Genomic DNA, 23,945 nt, shown 5'->3' with positions numbered 1-23,945 from the left:
ATTAAACCCTACAAGGAGAAAAAAATGAAAGTAACAAGTATTTTCGCAGCGGGTGCTCTGACCCTCGCTCTCACCGCCCCGGCAATGGCCGCCCGTGACTATATTTCCATAGTTGGGTCGTCAACCGTCTACCCCTTTGCCACCGTAGTCGCCGAACAGTTCGGCAAAACCAGTGGTTTCAAGACGCCTAAGATCGAGTCGACCGGATCGGGCGGCGGTTTCAAACTTTTCTGCAGCGGCGTCGGCGTGAACTTTCCGGACATCACCAACGCTTCCCGGGCGATCAAGGCAACGGAGATGAAAACCTGTGCCGACAACGGGGTCACGGAAATCGTTGAAGTAAAGATCGGATACGACGGCATCGTCCTGGCTAATTCCAAAACGGTAGAAGCTCTCAAGCTGACCCGGCAGGATATTTTCCTCGCTCTCGCTAAAGAAGTACCCGATCCGGCCAATCCCGGGAAACTGATCGCCAATCCCTACAAGACCTGGAGAGAAGTCAACAGCAGCTTGCCCGACAGCAAAATCGAGGTTCTCGGACCGCCGCCGACATCAGGCACCCGCGATGCCTTTGTTGAACTGGCCATGGAAAGCGGTGCAGATACTTTTCCTGTCATTGAGGGCATGAAAAAGACCGACAAAGAGGGCTATAAAAGAGTCAGCCAGACCGTCAGGGAAGACGGTGCATACGTTGAAGCAGGTGAAAACGACAATCTCATTGTCCAGAAACTTCAGGCCAATCCCAACGCCTTAGGTATCTTCGGTTTTTCTTTTCTTGACCAGAATGCCGATATCGTCCATGGATCGATCATCGAAGGCGAAGAACCAACCTTTGAAGGTATTGCCAAGGGCGCCTATCCGGTCTCTCGGCCCCTCTTCTTCTATGTGAAGAAAGCCCATGTTGACGTGATTCCCGGCATGAAGGGATACCTTACGGAGTTCACCAGCGAAAAAGCCTGGGGTGAGGAAGGCTATCTCACCGACAAGGGCATGATCCCCATGCCGAAAGAGGAAAGGCAGCTGTTTGGTGAAAACGTCGCTTCTCTCAAGGCTATGGAAATGAAGTAATCATCATAAACAGCAGCAAGGAAAGGCCGGCAGAGCCGTTCGTCTTGTATCGGGAGGGCTCTGCCGCTGTAAACGCAACACCCATAAGGCAGCAACATTAAGGCAACACCATTAAGAAAAGCGGAGAATACCATGGAACTCGTATCCAGAACCAGCAATCCGGCCTTCCCGACCATGCTCAGCGAAGATATTGTCCGGGAAGCGGACGAGGCACATACCTCTACCACCGGCAGGAAAACCGTCGGCAGCCCTTTTGTCGACAATCCACGTATGACCTGCAGGGATGTCGAGGTCTACTACGGCGAAAAATGCGCCATCAACAAAATCAGTATCGATGTCGACTGCAATGAAGTTCTGGCGATGATCGGGCCTTCCGGTTGCGGTAAATCCACCTTTCTCCGCTGCCTGAACCGAATGAACGACACGGTCCCCTCCTGCCGCGTCATGGGTGACATCCGCCTGGACGACATTGATATCTACCACCCATCAATTGATGTCGTGCCTCTGCGGGCACGGGTCGGCATGGTCTTTCAGAAACCGAATCCTTTTCCAAAATCGATCTACGACAATGTCGCCTATGGGCCACGGATTCACGGGTTGACCAGAAACAAGGCCGAGCTCGACGAGATTGTCGAGACCTCGATTTTGAAAGCCGGACTCTGGGAGGAAGTGAAGGACCGGCTGCAGGAACCCGGCACCGGTCTGTCCGGCGGCCAGCAGCAACGTCTGTGCATCGCCAGAGCCATCGCCGTGTCCCCTGAAGTCATCCTCATGGACGAACCCTGTTCCGCCCTCGACCCAATTGCCACGGCCAAGGTTGAAGAACTTATCGCCGAGCTGCGCACGCAGTTTTCCATTGTTATCGTCACCCATGCCATGCAGCAGGCGGCCAGGGTATCGCAGCGTACCGCCTATTTTCATCTGGGTGACCTCATCGAAGTAGGCCCGACCGATAAAATTTTCACCAATCCCAGGCACCGGCTGACGGAAGATTACATTACCGGCCGCTTCGGTTGAGTCAAGCAACCACCATCAAACAACGATCAGGGCTCATCGTGACAGAGGTCACAGCTCTGGGAAATTGTTTTGCCGAAGGCCGTCTGGTGCTCGTCGTCATGACATCGGAAACAACCGTACCCTTCATCCTCGTTCTGATGGCCAAGATGCTGTTTGTACGTTCCCCAGGTCACCTTCATTTTCGGCCAGACGTTGGCCATGTAGGTGTCGAGCAGGTAGGCGCCGGAGCTGATCAGGGTCTGCTCGTTTTCAGCGACGAAAGCCGCCCCATGCCTCTCAGCCTGTAAGGACAGCAGACTTTCAACGATTTGTTCCCTGGCTTCGTCCCGGCTGAGATAGTCTTTTTGCAGAACCTGCAGACTATCCTCACGGATCCCAGGGATCTCCGGATTGATCTTCTTGCTGTACAGACCAAGATCCACACTGCTGGCCAAGTCATCGTAGACATGCGTCGGCCGGTTATGGCAATCGACACAATCCATGGTTCGCCAGTATCCTGCCGTGCCGTCCGAAGTTGCCCCGTCGAGGGTGTACTCCTCGGTAACACCGGATGGTTTGGTCACCTTGATGGCACCGATGGACGTTCTCTTCTCATCGAGGGAATGATATTCGACCTTGACATTGTTGCTGACATGCCAGTGGATACCTTCAAAGTTGTCGGTCAGCGGATTTCGCCCGCCGATATGCAGGGCAATTTCCTGGATCTGGGCATTTTCCTGGTCATCGTTGGTAAAACTGATAAACTCTTTAACCTTTTTACCATGAAACTTTTCCGGCCAGTGGCATTCCTCGCAGGTATCCTGAGCCGGCCGCAGGTGGGCAACCGGGGCGGGAATAGGCGTGCTGTAGCTGCCATCAAGCACCGCCTTTACCTGCCGAAGTCCGGACAGTTTGGCCTTGACATACCACTCGGCGCCGGAGCCGATATGGCAGGAAACACAGCCAACCTTGGCATGCGGTGAACGCTGGTAGGCGGTATATTCCGGATCCATAACGGTATGGCAGATAGCCCCGCAGAAAAAATCCGACTCGGTAAAATGATAGGCCTCGTAGACAACCAGGGCAAAAACCGTCAAATTGACCACCGACAAAACCAGAATGAGTGTCACCATTCTTCGGTGATGTCTTTTGCCGAAGTCGATGACCACATTACCCATATTAAGGTTGTCTTTAAACCATTTCTTGCGACGAAAATACCATGAAATGGGTATCAGCAGCAGACCGAAAACTGCTCCGGCTGGAAAAACCAGGAAGGTGACGATCGCCGCATACGGATTTTCAATCAGCCCCGTGATGTGTCCAAGGAGCCCGAGAACAGTCAGGGTAAGACAGACGGTGGTCAAAGCGACACCAAACAGACCGATCGGCGTTTTCATCGACAGACCGGCTTTTTCCTGCCAGGTGAAATTATCCGTATCCACATTTCTTTCTTCTGTTCCACGCTTTTCCGGTAGTATTTCAGCCATGGTATCTCCTATTTTATTTTTTGCCATTCATGTGCGATGTACACCCCGCTGTCCATTATCTTCTGCAGCATACTCCTCTGTTCTTCGGTCATCTGCAGCTGTTCGGAGGAATCATAGAGGAGCTGCGCGTAATTCATTATGCCGTTGAGCCTGTTTGTCGTTTCGTTAACGGTGTCCGCCAGCAGGGCCTGCATATCTCTGCCGGTGGATTCCTGCACCGGCCTGCCTTCTGTACGAAGGGCCAGCTGTTCAACAGCCTCGGCAAGATCGGCCACTTCTTTAACCACCGGCTGGCCCGGCGTAAAGGTGCTGCCATCGAACCGGTCCGACTGCAGCCGGCGAGACAGCTGCAAAAGTGGCGAGACCGTATTGCGGTACAGCAAGATGAGAGAGAAACTGGTCAGGCTGATGATCAAACCAAGGGCGCCGATAACCACCTTCTGAAAACTGACGATCTGTTCCCGGGCCTGGCCGACGATGATCCGATCGTACTGCAGCAGGTAGTCGGAGATGGAGCGCAGCTGTTCCTGCAGTTGTTTGCTGCGTTTGATCTTGTCCGGATCGTTTATCACCTGCCGCATGAGAATGGCCAGGCCGGTGAGATCTATTTTGTCGACGAGGGCCAGTTTCAATTCCGCCGACACCAGCTGGTTATCTTTGAGCCGCGACAGTTCCGAGTTGAGCTTTTCGACATCGCCGGTAACCCGTTCCAGCAATTGCCAATCGCCGGCGATAAGCGTCTCGGTAATTGTCTCCCTGATGGTCATGAAGTGAAACAGAGCGCTTTCGTTTGCGCTGATGACCTGGTTATAGGTACCAGCCAGCCGGTATTGATAGATACCCAGGACAATAATGGTTGCCAGAAGGATGGACACCACGAGAAAAGCCAGCCATACCAGTCTTTTCAAGGAATTCATAGGCGTTAGTTGGCGTTGAATTGCAGACAGTGATCCTTGGCGGGACAGACACTGCATTCCGATACTTTCTCGATGGTGCCTTCTTCCTCGGCCTTCTTCGTCACGGAGCATTGGTAGATAATCTCAAACTCTTCCGCATCGAGGGTCTCCACCTGAAAAAGAATATCCGACAGCGCGTTTAAAAAGATCTTCTCACGTTTGAGAATCTCCACCGCCTGCTTATAACATGATGACAGCAATCCCTTAATTTCTCTATCAATCAGACTGGTGGTATCGTTACTCATGACAAATCGCAGCGAGGTTTCATCGCCAAGAAACGAACTGTCCCCGACGGCATAGGCCTGCGGCCCGAGAGCCTCACTCATACCCCAGCGACAGACCATATTCGTCGCAATCTCCGTTGCCTGCAGCAGGTCATTTTCCGTCCGGGTCGTGCGGCTGTCAAAGATGATCTTTTCTGCGGCCCTGCCGCCGAGAAGCGTGGTGATTCGGTTGGTCAGATAGACTTTACTGTATGCGGTCCGATCACCAAGCGGCAGTTGCTGGGTCTGGCCGAGTGCCCGGCCCCTGGGAATAATGGTGATTTTGTGCACCGGATCGGAACCGGGGAGCATTTTCGCGACAATGGCATGCCCGGCCTCATGGTGCGCAAGAATACGTTTATCTTTATCGGTAAGAATGACCCCTTTTCGCTCCACACCGAGCATGATCCGATCACGGGCCATATCAAAATGGCTTTTACTGATTGCATCACAGCGGTCTCTGCCGGCAAGAAGGGCAGCCTCATTGACAAGATTGGCCAGCTCAGCGCCGGTAAAGCCGGAGGTCATCTGGGCAATTTCCTCAAAGTCAATCTCCGGCGACAGGGTGACTTTTTTGCTATGGACCTGAAGAATTTTCACCCGCCCTTTCACATCGGGCGGCAGCAAGGTGATCCGGCGGTCGAAGCGACCGGGCCGGGACAGGGCGGAATCGAGGATATCCGGTCGATTGGTCGCGGCCAGAACGACGACAGTGTCTTTTGAGCTGAAACCATCCATTTCAACCAGCAAGGCATTGAGCGTCTGCCCCCGCTCGTCCTGGCCATCGCTAGGCGCTGTCGCCCTGCTGCTGCCCACCGCATCTATTTCATCGATAAAGACAATGCACGGCGCATTTTTTTTTGCTTCCTTAAAGAGATCCCGCACCCTTGATGCGCCGACGCCGACAAACATTTCAACAAAATCAGACCCACTGAAACTATAGAAGGGCACTCCGGCCTCTCCGGCAATGGCCCGGGCCAGCAGCGTCTTTCCGGTTCCCGGCGGCCCCTGCAGCAGCAATCCTTTGGGCATGAAGGCGCCAAGTCGGTCAAACTGTTGCGGATTCTTCAAAAAAGAAACAATTTCTTCCAGTTCTTCTTTTGCCTCGGGCACGCCGGCGACGTCGTCAAAGGTGACCGACTCCCTGTTTCCTCCCGGGGTGATGAGCTTGTCGCTGGCAAATTTGTTTTTTTCCTCCTCCGTTTTTCTGGCGGAAATAGACATCCAGACAACGAAAGAAAGGGCAAGGGCCAAGGCGAAAAGCCCCCCCTGGAAATAATAGAGGGTGTAGTCTTCATGGAAACTGACTCTGGTGGCTGCGACAGGGATTTCATCGGTCAAACCGGCTGCATCAGGCACCCTTACGGCGTACCTGTAGCCCGATGTCAAGGTGATATCAGCGTTGTTCCCGGTAAAACGAATCTCAGCTATCGCATTGCCTCGGAGATCCTGGAGGAACTCGCTGTATCCCTTTTCCGGTAATCTTTTTTCCATGTTGAGGAAAAAGCCAACCATGAACAGGGAGAACAAAACGATAAAGAAAATAAAGAGATTTCTAGCAAGTATTGCCATTCGGCCTCCGGAGAGAAGTGATAACAGAGATGATAAAAAGATATTTTCCTTATTTTATACAGTACTTTCTCTCAGAATTGAACATCGTTCTCACTTCCCGAGTTGCCTCTCTGCATTTGCGAATCGACCAAGCGACAAAAAACAACGACAAAAAGGGCCGGGATATCAGAAAACCCCGGCCCTGCTCATATAAATTTTCGTTGAAATGTGAAGCAAACTTCGTATGCTGCTTACATTCCGGTTACCGCCTTTACCCAGCTGCCGACAAGTTGCAGAGGACCACCGCTCGCAGCCAGCCCACCGACGATGCAGGCAAGACTCCACACGCCGACTGCGACTCCAAGAATTGCCACAAAAGTCAAGCTCACTTTGGAAACCTCTGTCGAAACACTTGTCTTATCGGTTGCCCTGGTCTTTTCTCGCTGTTGAATCCGTGTGTTGTTTGCCATTTTCATCCGTCCTTGTATCAAAGAAGTATTGGAGAAATTACATCCTACATGATTAGCCGATAACCGCTTTCAACCAGTTGGCGGCAAGAGCAACGGGACCGCCACTTGCAACCATACCACCCACCAGACTTGCCACCGCCCAGAGGCCTATTGCACAGGAAGAGATGCCGATTACCGCAAAACTCACCTTGGCTACCTGAACGTCCACTTTATCGTTTGTCCGGACCGCACTCTTTGTCTTAACTGCTGCTCTCTGAGTTCCCATCTTCTTCCTCCGTTCCTGGTTGCTCTTCATACCGGCTGGATTTATGACCGGTTTCTTTACTTGTCTTGTTCTACATGTTGCAGGTTGCGTGCCACAATTTCACCCCAATCTACCACACAAGGATTAAGTTATTAATTTAAAATGATATTTAATATTTATTCCGGTGCAGTCGACTGCACCATCGTCGACAAAAAATGCAACAACATCGAACCGGATAACAGCACATTCAGTTTAACTGACTGTAATAATGTATCTTTGTACTATTTCTCGGTACACGGCACAGCACGGCAGATGATGTAAAAGATGGTGCAATAGTGTTGCAAACGCCAAAACACTCTACCGGCGCAGCATTTTTGCGACAGATATGCCACATATCTGCAACACCTTGTGTGGCTGTTTCCTGGTTGTTACTGCGATGAAAATTGAAAAAGGATTACGGCTCAGGGGAGTTACAGTCTTTGCGGGGTACCGGGGATCGGCTTTTTACAATTTATAGCGCTTCATCTTGCGGTACAGGGTACTGCGGTCAACACCGAGGAGTTTTGCCGCCTTGCTTTTATTACCGCCGACGGCCTGTAAGGCCTCGATGATCTGGGCCTCTTCGCTCTTCAGGGTCTCATACTGCGGATACGGCAGCCTACCGGCTGTCGCAACCGGCGTGGTACGGATTTTTCCGGCGGCTTTAGCCGCCGGGTCTGCACCGGGTCCGGCTAGTAAAAGTTCCTCTGGCAAATGTTCCTGCAGCAGAGTTTTTCCGTTGCAGAGGACACAGGCTCTTTCTATAACATGCCGCAGTTCCCGAACGTTACCCGGCCAGGGATATGCCTCGAGGATGGCCATCGTTTGGTCGGAAATATTAATAATCTTTTTGTCCAGCTCAGCACGAAATTTGGCCAGAAAATGGTGCACCAGCAGGGGAATGCACTCAGCTCGCTCGCGAAGAGGCGGCAGATGAATCTCGACCACCTTCAATCGGTAATAGAGATCTTCCCGAAAGGTCCCCTCTTTGACCTTTTGCCTGAGATCCACATTGGTGGCGGCGATAATCCGTACATCAACCTGAACGAACCGGTCCTGTCCCACCGGGTTAAAAGTCTTTTCCTGCAGAAAGCGCAGCAGGCGCAGCTGCATTCTCGGCGAGATATCACCAATTTCATCAAGAAAAAGGCTCCCTTTATCGGCCATCAGCAATCTCCCGGGCCGGTCGCGGTCCGCCCCGGTAAACGCACCTTTTTTGTGGCCGAACAGCTCACTTTCCAGTAAATCCTCCGGCAGAGCCGCACAATCGACCTTGACCAGAAGGCGGTCGCTTCTTTTACTCTCGGCATGCAGCGCTTCGGCGGCCAACTCCTTGCCGGTTCCTGATTCTCCGGTCACCAGTACAGCCGTATCGACCCTACCGACATTTTCGATGAGACGATAAACCTCCTGCATGATATCGCTGGCGCCGATAAACCCGTGAAACTGTATCCGCTTGTTTTTTTTATCTTCCGGCAAACCGAGGGTGATATCGCGAGCAACAATCACCGCGCCGTTGAATTCTTCAACCTCATCCCTGATCGGTGCGGCATTCAGGCTGATCATCCGGACCGTGCCGTCGGGTTTATAACATTCTACCTGGTGCTCCCTGACGACATCGCCATTTTTAACGACCTTGCCGGCATCAAGAAAACAGGCCCGCCCCATCTCACCGGGCAGATCTTTCAGCTCGTGTACGTCGCTCGGATCTATCTCGCCCAGCCATTGTCGAGCAGTATTGTTGAGCTGGATAATTTCCAATTTTTCGTTGACGGTGATAATCGCATCACTCACCGATCGGAAGATCACCTCGAGGTAGCGTCTGAATTTTTCATTTTCACGCTGCAAGGCGATTTTTTCGCTGGCCAGCTGCCAGTGTTTCAGCGCCTGGCGGACAAAACGCAGCAGTGTTTCCTTGTTCACCGGTTTGGAGATGTAATCAAAGGCGCCCAGGCGAACCGCTTCGGCGGCACTGTCCAGATGCGGGAAGCCGGTTATCATCACCACCGGACACTGCACTCCGCTTTGTCGGATGTAACGCAGAAGATCGGTGCCGCTGGCGCCTTCAAGGACAATGTCGCTGATGATCAGATCAAACGGCTGCTCATTGATCAATGCCAATGCTTCTTCGAGAGTTGCCGCGGTGGTGATTTTGCCATAGCCTTCCCTTTTTAGAAACATCGCAAAGGTAATGCGTATGCTTTCTTCATCGTCGACGATCAGGATATGAATATCCTCTTTTTTTATGTCCATTACAGCTCCGCGGCGGGAATCTCGACAATCATCTCCGTGTATTTATTCAGCATCGAATCGACACGGAGGGTGCCGTTATGATTCTTCACAATACCATAACTGAGGCTCAGTCCGAGCCCCGTCCCTTTACCGGCCGGTTTGCTGGTAAAAAACGGGTCAAAGAGTTTATCTAAAATTCCCTGGGGTATCCCGGTTCCGTGGTCTCTGACGATAAGGCGGCAATATTTCCGGCCGTCAATTGCCACAGCCGACGTAGAAAAGTGCATCTTTTTATCCGGCGATGGATCGGGATATCTTTCATTGAGGGCAAAACGGCTGTTGCTTATCAGATTAAGGACCACCTGCATGAGTTGCATGTGGTTGCCGATTATTGGTATCGAAGGCGAAGGAAGATCCGTGGTGATAAGAATGCCGTCATTTTTCAATTGGTGTTCGACCAGAGAAATGCTGTCGGCAACGACCTCATTGACGTCGACCAGGGTCAGCTCATTCTCGTTTTCCCGGGCAAAGGAGAGCAGATTGTAGGTAATTGTCGCGATTCTCTCTCCTTCCTGGACAATCCGCCGCAGGATCATCGCCTGTTCGCTGTCTTCCGGGCTATCGTCGTAGAGCAGTTGGGCAAAATTGATAATGCCGTTGATCGGATTGTTCACTTCATGGGCGACCCCGGCGGCCAGCTCGCCGATTGCCGCCAGTTGGGCGGTACGAATAGACTCCACCTTGCGCACCTCGTCCTGGGTGAGTTTTCTGGCAACGAGCAGGATCAGTTCCTTGCCTTTTGGCCCCTGCTCCACCGGAACGATGCTCAGACGGTATTCCCCATTGAGACCAGGTAACCTGGTATCCTCGACCCGGGAGGACCTGGTCAGGAGAAACTCTTCCAGCGGACATTTTATATGCGGCCAGCGCCCGCCGTGGATAATCTGGCAGACCCCTTTGCCTTTCACCTCGGCAAGGGTCTTGTTCGCCGCCTGCAGCAGCGCACCGTTCACCTGGACTATTTCCCCCTGCGGCGTGACAACGAGTAAGGGATCCTTGCTTGAGTGAAAAAGGGCCGCACCGACCCCTTTAGGTAGGGTCGGCAAGTTTTTTGAGCAGCTTTGGCAATCGGTCTTCGTCAACGTTTCAGGCAATGGTGGGCAGTCGTTGGTCATCGAGGTTCCCCGTTGAGCGGTAGTTTCTTCCCTGGATCTGGCCGAAAAACAGAGAGTTTGCCACGGCGCAATCTCCGAAAGAAGGCTTTCTCTGCATCTTCACGTTTTTTCCAACAAAAATCAATACCGAAGAGACGGGGAGTTCCTTCCCTGTCCTGTTTGATACATTTCATGCCTCGACACGCCAATCTCTATGGACTAGGACTTGTCCGAACAATCGTTTAAGTCTATAGTGAAATAAATGAGTTTTACCTATGAGCCAACCCCTGCCAATGAGGAGAATATGGCGTTTCCCGCTACTGTTGCTGAGTCCGAACTTCTGGCCAGCGGCTATGTTACCGTCGATGAAAACTGGATTGTCACCAACTGCAACCAGAAAGGTTCAATAATTCTTGACCGGGACCCCAAGGACATAATCGGCAAACCCTGCCGGGACGTCTTCTCCGACGACCCCCGCTTTGCAGCGATCTGCTCACATGTCATCTCCCTCAGTCTGCAGGAAGACCATCGTGACGTCGAATTAACGATAAGTAACCCTGTCACCGGTGAAGAAAACGCGGTTCGGGTGAGAATTATCCTCATTCCCGGGACAGAAGGAACTATTGTCGGGGCAATTATCGGCTTTGCCGACCTCTCCGAACCCCTGGCCGCCAGCCGTCTTGCCCTGAACAGCATCGCCGAGGGGGTGTTCACCGTCGACAAAAACTGGCAGATTACCAGTTTTAACAAGGCCGCAGAAAAAATCACCGGCTATAAGGAAGATGACGTACTCGGCAGCTGTTGCAAAGTAATATTCAAGGCCAATATCTGCCGGAGCAACTGTGCCATTTCCGATTGCATTCACACAAAATCGGTGATTCAGGACCGGATGGCCTATATTGAAGCGAAGGACGGCCGATCTATTCCGGTAAAACTGAGTGCCGCGCCGATACTTGATATGAACGGCAATGTTATCGGCGGCGTGGAAACCTTTACCGATATCACCACAACCCTGCAGTATGAACTTATCTTTCAGGCCGTCGCCGATGGTATTATCACCGTCGACGCAGAAGGCAAGATCACCTCGTTCAACCGGGCTGCGGAAAAGATTACCGGCTACACGGCATCCGAGGTGCTGGGTAAACTGAGCTCCGAGGTCCTGCTCTCCAGTAAGAGTTTCCGCAGCTGCCCCTTAAGCATCTGCATGGAGCAAAAAGTTTCCCTCGTCGACCAGGAACTTTTCATGATCGGCAAGGACGGCTACTCCATCCCCGTCAGTGTCAGCGCCGCGCCCTTTATCGGGCATAACGGCGAAATAATAGGGGGCGTCCAGTCCTTTAGAGACAATACCAACCGACTCCAGAGAGAACTCATTCTCGATTCAGTGGCCGACGGCGTTTTCACCGTCGATCGTGAGTGGCGTATCACCTCCTTCAACCTTTCCGCCGAGCTGATCACCGGCTGGAACCGGGAATCGGCCATCGGCCAGTATTGCAGCGATGTCTTTTGTTCTTCTATCTGCGGGAAAAATTGCGCCATAGCCGAGAGTCTGTACAGCGGTCTGCCCGTTGCCGGCCGAACAATTACCATCAAAAACCGCAATGGGAAAAAAGTGTCGGTGAGTATCAGCGCCGCGCCGCTGGTCGACCACGACGGCAACGTGCTGGGCGGAGTAGAGACGTTTCGTGATCTCAGCGTGGAAATGAGTCTGCGGCAGCAGCTGTCGAAAAAATATACCTTCGATCAGATTATCAGCAAGAGTCCCGCCATGCAGCGCATATTTCAGATCATGCCGGAGATATCCAAAAGTGAAAGCAATGTGCTGATCCTCGGGGAAAGCGGTACCGGAAAAGAGCTGGTGGCCAGTGCCATTTTCCACGCCTCGGCCCGAAACGACAAGCCTTTTATTGTGGTAAACTGCGGCGCCCTGCCAGACACCCTGCTGGAATCGGAACTCTTCGGCTACAAAGCCGGGGCCTTTACCGACGCCCGCAAGGACAAAATCGGTCGGTTTGCCGCCGCCGAAGGGGGGACGATCTTCCTCGACGAAATCGGCGACATCCCCCATTCCCTGCAGGTAAAACTCCTCCGGGTTCTGCAGCAGAAGGTCTACGAACCGCTGGGATCAAACGTTCCAATACAGGCCGACGTGCGAATAATCGCCGCCACCAATAAAGACCTTCTCGAACTGGTCCAGCAGGGCACATTCAGAGATGATCTCTATTACCGTCTCAACGTGGTCAACATTCTGCTGCCGCCACTCCGCGAGAGACTTGAAGACATTCCCCTGCTGCTGGAACATTTTGTCAAAAAATTCCGCGCGGAAAAACAAAAAGATATTGTCGGTATAAGCGATGAAGTCATCGCGCTTTTGATGAAATACACCTATCCAGGCAATATCCGGGAGCTGGAAAACATCATCGAATACGCGTTTATCCTCTGTCCCGGCGGCTATATCCAGCTTGAACACCTGCCGGCAACATTCGGTAGACGGGAGAAACAAATGGACTCACCTCTGCTTTCGGTCTATGAAGGACATTCGCTTGATGAAATTGAGAAAAGTGCTATCGCACTTTCTCTGCAACGCAACAAATGGAAGAAAATGCTTACCTGTAAAGAACTGGGGATCTCAAAAGATACCTTACGGAGAAAAATCGAAAAGTATCAGCTGACCAGTATTCTTGAGACAGGTGGTTAATCCCTCTCACCTTCCTGTTCCCGCCTTGCACCCTTGGACAGCATCTGCTATTTTACCCGGATTATTCGACGGCGGTCTCGGCTACCCGCCTTATCAAAACCGATGCATCTGTGATGTTGGTTTATACACGGAACTGGCCTCTCCGCTTTCGGCAACATGTTGATCATCTCCCTGAGGCTTTAGTATGACCACATTTTCTCTTACGCTCGGTACACTTTCCAACGAAGCTCTCTGGTTCCTTCTGCTGTTGGCCAATTTTGCCGCCATTCTCTTTTCCTATCGATTTTTCGGCAAGCTCGGTCTCTATGTCTGGATACCCATTGCCACTATTCTCGCCAACATTCAGGTTCTGAAAATGGTCGACCTGCTGACAATAGGGGTCACTCTCGGCAATATTACCTACGCCTCTTCCTTTCTGGTCACGGATATCCTTTCGGAAAACTATGGCAAAAAGGCAGCGAAAAAGGCCGTATTCATCGGTTTTTTTTCCCTGACGACCACAGTCATCATCATGAATATCGCCTTGATGTTCAAGCCGAATGAGTTCGATTTTATCCAGGAGAGCCTGCGGAACATCTTCGCCCTTCTGCCTCGAATCGCTCTGGCATCTCTTGTCGCCTACGGCGTGTCACAGCTGCATGACGTCTGGGCATATAATTTCTGGAAAAATCTCTTACCAGGCATGAGATTTCTCTGGCTACGCAACAACGCCAGTACCATGGCCAGCCAGTTACTCGACTCGGTGATTTTTACCTTTATCGCTTTTTGGGGCCTGCTGCCTCAGACCGAATTTGTGCAAATTCTTATAACCACCTATGTTTTGAAATGGATCGTCGCAGTTATCGATACACCATTTCTCTATCTGGCCCAGCTTATGTTCAACCGAGGGATGATAGCCGCAGATGTTGACAATGAGTAAGGGAGGTTAGGCGGATATTTTTCCATAAAAAAAGGTTTGTCCAACGTCGTTGGGCAAACCTTTTTTTATCAGCTTAAAGACAAAGAATCAGGGGGGTGTTTGCGTCTTTTCAGCGTACCTTTCGATCCTTTGTTTTTTCTTTTTTTTTTGTATCCTGTGCTTTCTTTCGAGCGGCGATATCTCGCTCCTTCGCCTTTTTCTCGGCCTCTGCATCGCCGGCCAGACGAGGACTTCTCGGAATAGCTTTGTCCACTACCGCATCACAGGTACAGTGGATTTCTTCAGGACACTCGGCTATTTCATGGCAGGTGGCATAGCGCAAAAGCTTTTTAATTCCAGCGATGGAAATGCCCTCATCATGAATGAGCCTGCGCAGACAGCCTATCCAGGTAATATCGTTTGTCGAGTAGAGCCTTCTGTTGCCTTCACGACCGGGTTTAATCAGCCCCTCATCCTCGTAGATCCGCAGGGTACGAGGATGAACGTCGAGTAATTTCGCGGCCACGCCAATTGGGTAAATAGGCAAATCTTTCCGTAAGGGCTCTACCTTGGATTTTTTTTTCACTCTGGGCAATCTCCTGCAACATGGAATTGTAACTGTCTTCCCCAATTTACCTTCAAGCAATGACAGAAAAATCGGGGATCAGACCACTGCTCAGTGCTGCTCCGACACATGTCCACGAAACAATTTTTCCCCCATAAAGAAGGTCAGCCCACAAAAGGCCATACCGCCCAGCACGACAAGATTTTCATGCAGACTAGGCATATAGCTGAGCAGCTCCGGGTAATCAACCAGTCCCATACCATGGTAAGCCGGTACCAGCTGGCCAACGATCACCAGGTCATAGCGCATAAAAAAGATCCCGATCATGCCGGCCAGGGCGGCGATAAACAGCGCATTCATATTCCGGCCTTTCACCGCCAAAATTATGGCGAAGGGGATGATCATGCCCAGTGCCACTTCACCGATCCAGAAATTCAACGCATACTGCCCGGTTAACAACGTCTGCATTGCCTCGTATTTTCCAGGAGGTTGACCGGTGACACCGGTAATCATCTTCCAGGCGGTGAAAAAGATGATGATACCCATCATCAGCGCCCCCATCTTCGCCACGCTTTCCAATGATTTTTTCATCTTCTCACTCATTTTCCAGCCATTGAAGCGATAGGCGATGTAGGTAAAGAAGATAATCGCCACACAACCCGACATCGCCGCCGAGGTAATAAAATAGATCGGCATATAGGGGCCGTGCCAAAATTCGCGACCATTTAAAAGTCCAAAGACCGCTCCGAGATTGGAATGAGCGACAATACCGGTCAACAATCCCGCCAGCCCAAAACCGGTGGCGACCTTATGATTATTCATCTGCAGCATGACGAACTCAATCATCATAAAGAAGAGATAGGCGCCGTACAGGGTGCCCATCCACCAGATATTGGAGGTTGGATTCGCCCCGATGACATTGCCAACCGGCATCCGCCAGGAGTTTTCAATCTCGAAGGCAATGACCAGAAACCCCGCAATGATAGTACCAATGGACATAAACACCGCCCGTTTGGCAATTGGGTTGAAATTTTCAAAACCAAAGACATGGCCCACCGAAGAGACGATGCACAGCCCCGTCGACGTCACGACAAAAAAGACATAGGCCGCAATCAGGATGCCCCAGGGCACACCACGACTTACCCCGAAGGTATGTTCATGACCCACATACAGGGAATGGATTCCGGCGGCTACCCCGATGACGGTGAGCAGCGCCAGCACGCCGATTGTCAGAGTGTACTTGCCGGATCCGGCCGCTTCCAGACCCCCTTCCTGGGGAAGGATTCCTGCCAAGACATTGTTCATTTTTCACCTCTCTAAAAATAGTAAATATTGTTTATGGTCACGTTGCTCAGAAAAAAGGCCAATTACCGGTATTCCTCCAGAAGGTATCTAAATACGGCTTAACTTTCAGATCATACAATGTGTGCAGCAATGCACTCCCTATCCAAAATATGAGAAAAAAGATTCCTTCCATAGCACCTCCTGTTCCAGTATCCGGCCATTCATTCATACCAGTGGTCACCCACCTGTCCCCCACTATCTAAAACTAACAATAGCTGTACATCTTACAATTCTAGTTGTCAAGTTATTGATCACATAAAATATGCATCCATTCTCCATCAACACCTCGCATAAAGCCAGGACATACCTCTAATTATTGTTTTTATTGTATTTTTAAGTTTTCAGATGTGAGCGAACATCCAACTTTTCTCCAACCAAAAAGGACGCACTTATCGCCCACCTTTCACACTAGACGCATTTTGCGCCATAAATATTTCCCAAAGAGGCAAACGATCCCGACCAAAAGATCGACAAGGAGGGCAAAGAGAACCGACCATGTCGGTAGATTTGTCGCGGGAAGAGAGAGGAAACTGTCAGCAGGAGGCAGGCCGCGCAGGACGCGGCACAGCAGAAAACACAACGCGGCGGGAACAAAGGATGAGACAGAAAAATGATGTAATATTAAGGCCTAGGCAGCGATATCATCATTTATTGCCGGCGGAACAATCCTGGTAATCTTTTTAGGCACCAGGGTATTGGAGAAAAATGCCGAACAACGTCTTCTTTTTTCAAAAGGACAATCGATAAGATTCCAGCAGGGGGTGTATTTGAGCAGTTTCTTGACGGAGTTTATACTGAGTCCATGTTCGTGCACCATCTCTCTGAGACACTCAATCCACTGCATGTCACGCAGGGTATAATACCTCCAGGATCCCTTTCGTTTGGGGCTGATGAGCCCGGCATCCTCATAGTTTCTTAAAGTACGTGGATGAACGCCGACCATTTCAGCTGCAGTACCAATGGTGAAGAGGGCTTTATTTTCTTTCATATCTACTTCTCCTTGTCATTCTTCCGGTGCGGGAACAGAATTTCTCTCGACGCACCGGAAGAATTAGTCATAATGGCAGATTCCGAGTCAATCAGTGAGAAGCCTTGTCGCTGAAGATGCCATCGAGAAATCGCTCTCCCAAAACGAAACCCAGGCCGACTACGCCGAGTCCAGCAACCACCAGAAGATATTCAGAGGCGGTGGGCATATAGGAGAGATACTGCGGTACACCGACAAGACCAAAATCGCTGGGGACAATCTGGCCGGAGACAACCAGGTTATAACGTGAGAAAAACTGTCCAACCAGGATCATCAGCGCAGCAGTCGACATGGCATACATTGAATTGAGCCGACTGACAACCAGAAGAAAGCAGGGTAAAACCAGGCCGATACATATCTCAAAGACCCAGAAGCTGGTAGACAGCGGTCCATTGATCATGGAATTGGCGGCCATGATCATTTCGTCATTGCTGCCATAGGCGTTGGCGAATTTCCATGCAGTGGCAAGGGTTATCAAAAATGTCATAAGAACCATTATCTTACCGGCAGTCTGCAAGCCGCGAAAGGTATCGTCGCTCATCGGCCTTTTCTGAAGGACATGGCTGTAATGCGTAAACATCACTACCGCGGCAGCCCCTGACAAGACGGCACAGGCGAGAAAGAACACCGGCAGCTGGGAGCCGTACCAGAACGGTCGCGAGGCAAGCGATGCAAAGACCGAACCTAAATTGCTGTTTGCCAGCGCCTCGGTAACGGCACCGACTACTCCCAGAAAAATTGCTATCGAATAGCGTTTGGTGATGATCAGGAAAAGCTCAAGAAACATCACTCCAACGGCCATGCCGTAGAGCGTTCCCATCCACCAGATATTGGACGTCACGTTTGGATATAAAACAACCCCGAGAGGCATGCGCCAGGGATTTTCGATCTCCAGACCAATCACCATGAAAGCGCCAAGAAGCGATATAATCGACAGCCAGACCATCCTGTTGGCTAAAGGTGCCATCTGATTCCCGCCAAAGGCGTGGCTAAACGCTGCCAGTACACAAAGTCCCGTGGAAATAATTGCAAAATAGGCATACACCCCGATGAGCATTCCCCAGGGCATCTCCCGGGTGTTGGCAAAGGCGTGATGATGCCCCACCCATTGCGCATAGACTGCTGCGGCCACCCCGATACATATCATAAACAGACTCAGCCACATCAGCTTATTCGCCGGCAACTTGACGGATACCGGTGCCGTGGTTATAGATATATTCCCTTCCATTGTGTATCTCCTTCTTTTCAAGACTGTTTTTTGTAAGATTGAACGATCGTTTCCGTTACTTTGCCGATATGGATTCCGGCTCCCGATGGTCATTATCCTCCAAGCCCAGTTTAATAAGGGCTATCAATGCAATCGGAGCACTAAAGGGGCCGAGGACGACAAACAGGACAAATGAAAGGAGAAACCAGAACCACTGGCTGACCTGCTCCACCAAGATCCGGAGACTGTAAAAAACACTCTCAACCGATCGACTTATTCCTTGTTTTTGCAGTGTAGCCGCCATGACAACCTCCTCATATTTTTTATCAAAACCATCCTTTATCTACCTATTAAACAGCAAGAGGTATGCCATGATAAAAAAGCCACGGAGAATCTTTACATCAACACAATATCCTATTGTTTTTATGTACTTTTCACGTACTTCTTCCAACAGGAAAGGCAGGGGGCGACGCCTGCACTCTTCCCCAATAGGACGCAATACACGCCACAACCATGCTTGATACTAGGCGCATTTTGCGCCCAAAGGAGAACAGAGCTATCATACTGAAATGAATGATATATTCTACAGAATCGAGAAAGAGGGGTTTACAGGAAAAGGCTGAGGCAGTGCAAAAGGAATGTGGAAGATCAGTAATATTTCGAATACTATCGGTACATTAAAAGAAAATACAGCAAAATGGGCGTATTTTGCGTCGTAACAAAGGAGAAAACCGGAAACGGTGGGAGAATTCTGCGGTCAAGAGACGAAGCGGCAAACAAATATAAAAGGACCGTTCGTGAACGGTCCTTCTATCAAACAATGGTCAAGGCCTGAATTTACTCTACCAACTCAATGTCCTTTTTCAACGGAACCATCGTCTCCAAGCAGGCGGGCGTGCCCCCGCACGCCAATATGACAGGTTGTACAGCGGGTATTCGAGGCAAAGGCCGTTGATCCGTCATGACAGGCACCGCAATAGCCGCCCTCATACAACGTTGCCATGGTGAAATCCTCATTTTCCTCGGCGGCTCCAGCCTCCATGGCAAACAGGTCGTCATGACAGGAATCACAATCGAGACCGGCATCCATGGTATGTGTTTTATGATGAAAAACCACTGACTTCACCGGCTTTACCCAGATAATGGGATCTTTTGGGCCGTAGGTGTCTTCATCATAATCATCGGCAACCTTTGCATCGTCGCTCGCCGAAAGAAGCGCCCCGGAAAACAGAAAAACACCGACAACCATCAATAATAGAATCTTCTTCATTTTTTTCTCCGACGTATCATCATCACTCCTCCAGTTCTGGCGAGGAGAAGATCAAATTACTCTCGAGGCTTATTTCCCGTTTACCGGGGTTAGGAATTTATATAAAACACATTAGGCACTGCACCTGTTTCCGGACGTAACACCCACACCATGGTTTCCGGAGAATGGACAAGTTGATACACGCGGCTTTTCGGATCAGCCAGATCACCGAAGACACGCACGTCAGCCGGACACGCTTCGACACAGGCGGTGGTCATTTCGCCTTTGGACAACTTTGCTTCGAAACAGAAATCACATTTATCCACAGCCCGTGTTTCTTCCTTAAAATACCGGGCATTATAAGGACAGGCGGTCATACAGGTTTTACAGCCGATACAGCGACTTGGCTTCATAACGACGATGCCGGTTTTCTCATCCTTCCAGGTTGCCGTTGTCGGACATACCCGCACACACGGCGGTCGATTGCAGTGATTGCAGAGTACCGGCATAAAGGTTGTCTCGAATTTATCGCCGCCGAGGGACCGGCGTTTTTCAAGGATAGTGGTCCTGAAGCCATACGCCGGGACATGATTGGTTTTGACACAGGCATCTTTACAGCGCTCACAATCGATGCAGAGTTTTTCCCTGAGAACCATACTGTAATGTGGGGTATAGGCGTACTTGCCGATTTCAGGTACAACGCCTGCGGCATGTACCGGTTTCGCAGAGGTCAGCGACAGGACGCTTCCTCCGAGATACATGCCGGTGACCGCCAGACCAAACTTTAAAAACCTCCGACGCTCAGCCGAAGAAAGGCTACGCAGATCTTCACTTTCCATCTGTTCCAAATCATCAATTTTCATACTCACGCCTCTTAATTTTCGACACAACTCAACACACATCCATCAGCTGAGTGTTATTTTTCTTTCAGCAAAACAACCGCGCAACAACATTAATATAATGGAAATGTTATCCTCGCCTTGGCGACAAGAAATACATTTCATAAAAAGATGTCTATCCTTTTAAGGAGTAATTCGACATACCTCTGCCCAAAGCTTTCAATTAATGGGGTAAACGGTGACAAAATACAACTAAAAAAGCTCTCCTTGACTAAAATAGAGCGCAAAAAAGCCTCTGACTTGTCACTAGTCACTACATATGTCCATTTATATGCATATGTACATAAGTGTTTCACTATTCTCTTAACTTCAAGTTTGTACATGGTACAAAACACCTTGTCAAGTTATTTGCCGCCGGAGAAGGGCACCCTTTTTTCCCGGCAAATTTGATCGGCGGCGGGACAGAAAAGATACTCACTGCTGGACTTGAGCCGTCAATGCGTTACAATCTGATAAGTTACTACTTTTTTGGTATGCCTCTCTGCGGAGAAGCAATGCACCATGAGTGGTATACCTGTTTTTCAGGGCACAACAACTCCTCCACAAGAAAATCCCATGGCGCAGGTGAACCCTATGCAAAGAGACAAATGAAGCAGGACAAAGCAGCTTCTCCAATAACCGAGAAATCCCTTTTCTATTGGGTGTTCAGGGATAATTTTAAACTGCAGATCATCTTACTGGTGGTTATTGTTGTGATCGTCTTTGCCCGGGTTATCCCCCTTGAAATGCAGAAACGGATCATCAACGACTCGATTGCCCTGCGTAATATTGATGGCCTTATCCTCTACTCCGCCATTTACATGGTGGCCATTACCACAGCCAGCGGCCTGAAGCTGGCCATCAACTATCTCCAGGCCGTCATTGGTGAAAGGGCCATGACTGCAATGCGCAAGGAACTGTATCACCACATCCTCACCCTCTCTTTAGGCTTTTTTCGTACCACCCAGCCGGGAATGGTGGTCTCCTCCCTCATGACCGAACTGAGCACGGCCGGCACCTTTGCCGGGATGGCCTTTGCCGTGCCGGTCACCAATATCCTTACCCTGCTGGCCTTTACCGCCTACCTCCTCTGGCTGAACCCGAAACTTGCAGGAGCCACCCTGCTCATTTATCCGATGGTCGTTTTTGTTATCCCGATCCTGCAGAAAAAAGCCAACAAAGCCAATAAGAAAAGGGTTGACCTGTCGCGTACGACGTCCAGCCAGATTGCCGAGTCGATATCCGGTATTCACGAAATTCAAGTCCACGGCGCATACCAGCAGGAAGGAAGAAAATTCAATAATCTCGCTGAAAAATTAAAAAAAATCAGGATTCGCTGGTCCCTCTTTCGCTTTGGCATTAAAACGGCCAACAACTACTTTGTTGGTCTGGGGCCTTTTGTGGTCTTTATCTTCGGCGGATACCTGGTTATGCGCGGCGAACTTGCCCTGGGGGCAATGGTCGCCTTTTTGTCCGCCCAGGAAAAGCTTTTCGATCCCTGGAAGGAGCTGATCGACTTCTACCAGACCTACCAGGATGCCGTTGTCCGCTATCGACGCACCATGAGTTATTTCGATTCGGTTCCCGAATTCTCCCTTGATCTTGTTAAAACTACCCGTCCGCTGCTTAACGGCACTATCGACGTGAGCAATCTGGTCTACGAAACCATCGATGGTCATCGGCTGCTTAACGGCATCTCTTTTTCTCTTGCAGCCGGAGAACACCTGGCGGTAGTCGGCTATTCCGGCGGCGGGAAAAGCACGCTTATTCAGAGTATCGGCAAGATGTTCAATTACACCTCAGGCAGTATTCAGCTGGGCGGCCGTGAACTGTCGACTATACCCAAAAATGAGATCATCCAGAATGTTGGTTATGTCTCTCAGAACCCTTTCATCTTCACTGGATCGATCGAAGAAAACCTGCTCTATGCCTATAGGGCGGCGACGGAAGCAGCGGCAGAGCCGCCTGCCGAGGAGATGAAAATCGATCTGGACAGGATGATTCTGGTGCTGCAGCAGGTCGGACTTTTCATCGACGTCATGCGCTTCGGCCTCGACAGTATCATCGCCTCGGACGACGCAGATACTGCCGCAAAGATCATTCGCATCCGCCGGCGTTTCCGGGAAAAATTTGGCGAAAAACTCTCCAGCTACGTCGAGTTTTATAATGTGCACAGCTACCATGTTAATTCGAATGTGGCGGAAAACATTCTTTTCGGTACCAGCACCAGCGAGGAATTTGCCTTTCATCTCCTCCCGGATAATGCGCAGTTTCGATCCTTTCTCCAATCGGTTGACCTCCTGCAGCCCCTGCTGTCCCTGGGGATTGAACTCGCCGGGCAGGCGGTCGATATCCTCGCCGGTGTCGGCACCGTCGATCTGTTCTTTAAAAACAGCCCCGTTCCCGCCGACCGACTGGAGGAATGTGAAACCATACTCATCAGGCTGAAAAAGCAGCCTTTATCGTCGCTTCCGCCGCAAAATCAAGCCTTTCTTCTTTCCCTGGCGCTGAACTTTACCCCTTCTATTCATACCATGAGCCGGTTGCCGGAAAAACTCAAAGAGCTCATCCTCTCGGCACGGAAAATTTTTCCACAATGGTGCCGCGCGATGAGCCAGGATCTCTTCACCTCCTATAGCGAGACAAACTATATCCATGGCCAATCGATCCTGAATAATATCTTCTTCGGCAGGATCAAACCAGGTCTGCCCCAGGCCCAGGAAATCATCAATCAATCGATCATGCACCTGCTGGTGGAAGAAGATTATCTCGAAAAAATCGCCGCCTTCGGCATGTCTTTTCAGGTCGGCACCATGGGCGATCGCCTTTCCGGCGGACAACGGCAGAAACTGGCCATTGCCAGGGTGCTCATCAAACAACCGAAAATCATTTTGATGGATGAAGCGACTTCGGCCCTCGACAACAAATCCCAGGCGAGAATCCAACGCCTGATGACCACCCGCTGGAAGGGCAAGAGGACGGTCGTTGCCGCGGTGCATCGTCTGGATATACTGAACACCTTTGATAAAATCGCGGTAATGAAGGCTGGAAAACTAGTTGAGTTCGGTACCTACCAGGAACTCATCGAACAAAAAGGAATACTCCATGAGCTCATCTACGGCAGAAAATAATCAGGTTCCGGAAATGCAACAAAATCTGGAGCTGTTGAAAGAAATGGTCTGGTTTTCTTCATTTCCAGGCAAGGCACTGAAACTCCTTGCTTTTCTTGCAGAAAGAGCGCAGGTTGTACCCGGTGATGTCCTCTTTGAGGAAGGAGATGACCATGGCCGAGCCTACCTCATACTCTCCGGCAAACTGACCCTTGTCAAACAACAGGAAAACACAAAATTGGTTGTTAAACACTTTGCCGACGGGGATTTCCTCGGCTTTTTTTCTCTTCTTGGGGCAATGCCCGCCCTCTTTACCCTCGAGGCAGCAACTGAGACGACCCTTCTGACCATCAATCGCAAGCAGTTTTCAAAAATACTTGAACAATTCCCCGAGACAACCACACTTGCCCTAAAGGCTCTTTTAAAAGAGCTGCATACGTGGGAACGAAAGAACATCCACCAGGCCGCCGCATGCTGCCTCAGTAGAACGGGAGTAACCGTCCTCTAAG

General features: G+C 50.6%; 20 protein-coding genes. 6 read left to right on the top strand and 14 right to left on the bottom strand.

Annotation, left to right across the window (positions count from 1 at the left end; genetic code table 11):
• Positions 1-24 precede the first annotated feature (24 nt).
• Positions 25-1,068: a substrate-binding domain-containing protein gene (locus ACYQ8U_RS14580; RefSeq protein WP_459946287.1), complete on the top strand. Its 1,044-nt coding sequence runs from the start codon at positions 25-27 to the stop codon at positions 1,066-1,068.
• A gap of 132 nt (positions 1,069-1,200) precedes the next feature.
• Positions 1,201-2,085 (top strand): phosphate ABC transporter ATP-binding protein PstB, encoded by an 885-nt coding sequence (pstB, locus tag ACYQ8U_RS14575; protein ID WP_459946286.1) that lies wholly within the window; start codon positions 1,201-1,203, stop codon positions 2,083-2,085.
• A gap of 26 nt (positions 2,086-2,111) precedes the next feature.
• Here pstB and ACYQ8U_RS14570 read toward each other — a convergent pair whose 3' ends face one another.
• The 7 genes from ACYQ8U_RS14570 to ACYQ8U_RS14540 all read right to left on the bottom strand — a co-directional run bounded on the left by ACYQ8U_RS14570 (position 2,112) and on the right by ACYQ8U_RS14540 (position 10,412).
• Positions 2,112-3,551: a cytochrome c3 family protein gene (locus ACYQ8U_RS14570; protein WP_459946285.1), complete on the bottom strand. Its 1,440-nt coding sequence runs from the start codon at positions 3,549-3,551 to the stop codon at positions 2,112-2,114.
• Between the two features lie 8 nt (positions 3,552-3,559).
• Positions 3,560-4,468, bottom strand: coding sequence for a hypothetical protein (locus ACYQ8U_RS14565; RefSeq protein ID WP_459946284.1), 909 nt, complete (start codon positions 4,466-4,468; stop codon positions 3,560-3,562).
• A 5-nt stretch (positions 4,469-4,473) separates the two neighbouring features.
• Positions 4,474-6,342: an ATP-dependent zinc metalloprotease FtsH gene (gene ftsH / locus ACYQ8U_RS14560; RefSeq protein ID WP_459946283.1), complete on the bottom strand. Its 1,869-nt coding sequence runs from the start codon at positions 6,340-6,342 to the stop codon at positions 4,474-4,476.
• Positions 6,343-6,572: 230 nt separating this feature from the next.
• On the bottom strand, positions 6,573-6,791 hold the full coding sequence (locus tag ACYQ8U_RS14555) for a hypothetical protein (protein ID WP_459946282.1): 219 nt from the start codon (positions 6,789-6,791) through the stop codon (positions 6,573-6,575).
• A gap of 52 nt (positions 6,792-6,843) precedes the next feature.
• Positions 6,844-7,056: a hypothetical protein gene (locus ACYQ8U_RS14550; RefSeq protein ID WP_459946281.1), complete on the bottom strand. Its 213-nt coding sequence runs from the start codon at positions 7,054-7,056 to the stop codon at positions 6,844-6,846.
• A 483-nt stretch (positions 7,057-7,539) separates the two neighbouring features.
• The gene (locus ACYQ8U_RS14545; protein ID WP_459946280.1) at positions 7,540-9,327 is read right to left on the bottom strand and encodes a sigma-54 dependent transcriptional regulator; all 1,788 of its coding nucleotides are present in this window, start codon (positions 9,325-9,327) and stop codon (positions 7,540-7,542) included.
• A complete protein-coding gene (locus ACYQ8U_RS14540) occupies positions 9,327-10,412 on the bottom strand; it encodes a PAS domain-containing sensor histidine kinase (RefSeq protein WP_459946279.1) in 1,086 nt (361 codons plus the stop codon). The genes ACYQ8U_RS14545 and ACYQ8U_RS14540 overlap by 1 nt, the downstream gene beginning before the upstream one ends.
• Before the next feature lie 310 nt (positions 10,413-10,722).
• Here ACYQ8U_RS14540 and ACYQ8U_RS14535 point away from each other — a divergent pair, with 310 nt between their 5' ends.
• Together ACYQ8U_RS14535 and ACYQ8U_RS14530 are read left to right on the top strand one after the other, a co-directional pair.
• Positions 10,723-13,158: a sigma 54-interacting transcriptional regulator gene (locus ACYQ8U_RS14535; RefSeq protein ID WP_459946278.1), complete on the top strand. Its 2,436-nt coding sequence runs from the start codon at positions 10,723-10,725 to the stop codon at positions 13,156-13,158.
• Positions 13,159-13,342: 184 nt separating this feature from the next.
• Positions 13,343-14,077, top strand: coding sequence for a queuosine precursor transporter (locus ACYQ8U_RS14530; RefSeq protein ID WP_459946277.1), 735 nt, complete (start codon positions 13,343-13,345; stop codon positions 14,075-14,077).
• Between the two features lie 109 nt (positions 14,078-14,186).
• On the opposite strand, the gene ACYQ8U_RS14525 is transcribed toward ACYQ8U_RS14530, so the two are convergent.
• From ACYQ8U_RS14525 to ACYQ8U_RS14495, 7 genes are all read right to left on the bottom strand, one after another.
• Positions 14,187-14,642, bottom strand: a complete 456-nt coding sequence (locus ACYQ8U_RS14525; RefSeq protein WP_459946276.1) for a MerR family transcriptional regulator — start codon at positions 14,640-14,642, stop codon at positions 14,187-14,189.
• 90 nt (positions 14,643-14,732) lie between these two features.
• The gene (nrfD, locus tag ACYQ8U_RS14520; protein ID WP_459946275.1) at positions 14,733-15,926 is read right to left on the bottom strand and encodes an NrfD/PsrC family molybdoenzyme membrane anchor subunit; all 1,194 of its coding nucleotides are present in this window, start codon (positions 15,924-15,926) and stop codon (positions 14,733-14,735) included.
• Positions 15,927-16,593: 667 nt separating this feature from the next.
• A complete protein-coding gene (locus tag ACYQ8U_RS14515) occupies positions 16,594-16,953 on the bottom strand; it encodes a MerR family transcriptional regulator (protein ID WP_459946274.1) in 360 nt (119 codons plus the stop codon).
• A gap of 91 nt (positions 16,954-17,044) precedes the next feature.
• Positions 17,045-18,220 (bottom strand): NrfD/PsrC family molybdoenzyme membrane anchor subunit, encoded by a 1,176-nt coding sequence (gene nrfD / locus ACYQ8U_RS14510; RefSeq protein WP_459946273.1) that lies wholly within the window; start codon positions 18,218-18,220, stop codon positions 17,045-17,047.
• Between the two features lie 55 nt (positions 18,221-18,275).
• Complete coding sequence (locus tag ACYQ8U_RS14505; protein WP_459946272.1) at positions 18,276-18,503, bottom strand: hypothetical protein; 228 nt, start codon at positions 18,501-18,503, stop codon at positions 18,276-18,278.
• A 546-nt stretch (positions 18,504-19,049) separates the two neighbouring features.
• Positions 19,050-19,469, bottom strand: a complete 420-nt coding sequence (locus ACYQ8U_RS14500; protein WP_459946271.1) for a cytochrome c3 family protein — start codon at positions 19,467-19,469, stop codon at positions 19,050-19,052.
• Positions 19,470-19,558: 89 nt separating this feature from the next.
• Positions 19,559-20,311, bottom strand: coding sequence for a 4Fe-4S dicluster domain-containing protein (locus ACYQ8U_RS14495; protein WP_459946270.1), 753 nt, complete (start codon positions 20,309-20,311; stop codon positions 19,559-19,561).
• A 623-nt stretch (positions 20,312-20,934) separates the two neighbouring features.
• Here ACYQ8U_RS14495 and ACYQ8U_RS14490 point away from each other — a divergent pair.
• Both ACYQ8U_RS14490 and ACYQ8U_RS14485 read left to right on the top strand, forming a co-directional pair.
• A complete protein-coding gene (locus tag ACYQ8U_RS14490; protein ID WP_459946269.1) occupies positions 20,935-23,457 on the top strand; it encodes an ABC transporter transmembrane domain-containing protein in 2,523 nt (840 codons plus the stop codon).
• A complete protein-coding gene (locus ACYQ8U_RS14485) occupies positions 23,432-23,944 on the top strand; it encodes a cyclic nucleotide-binding domain-containing protein (protein ID WP_459946268.1) in 513 nt (170 codons plus the stop codon). The genes ACYQ8U_RS14490 and ACYQ8U_RS14485 overlap by 26 nt, the downstream gene beginning before the upstream one ends.
• Position 23,945: the final 1 nt, after the last annotated feature.

This window comes from Desulfocastanea catecholica (assembly GCF_054657295.1).
Note: the sequence above shows the minus strand (reverse complement) of the source record. Positions and strands in the feature narration are given on the sequence as shown.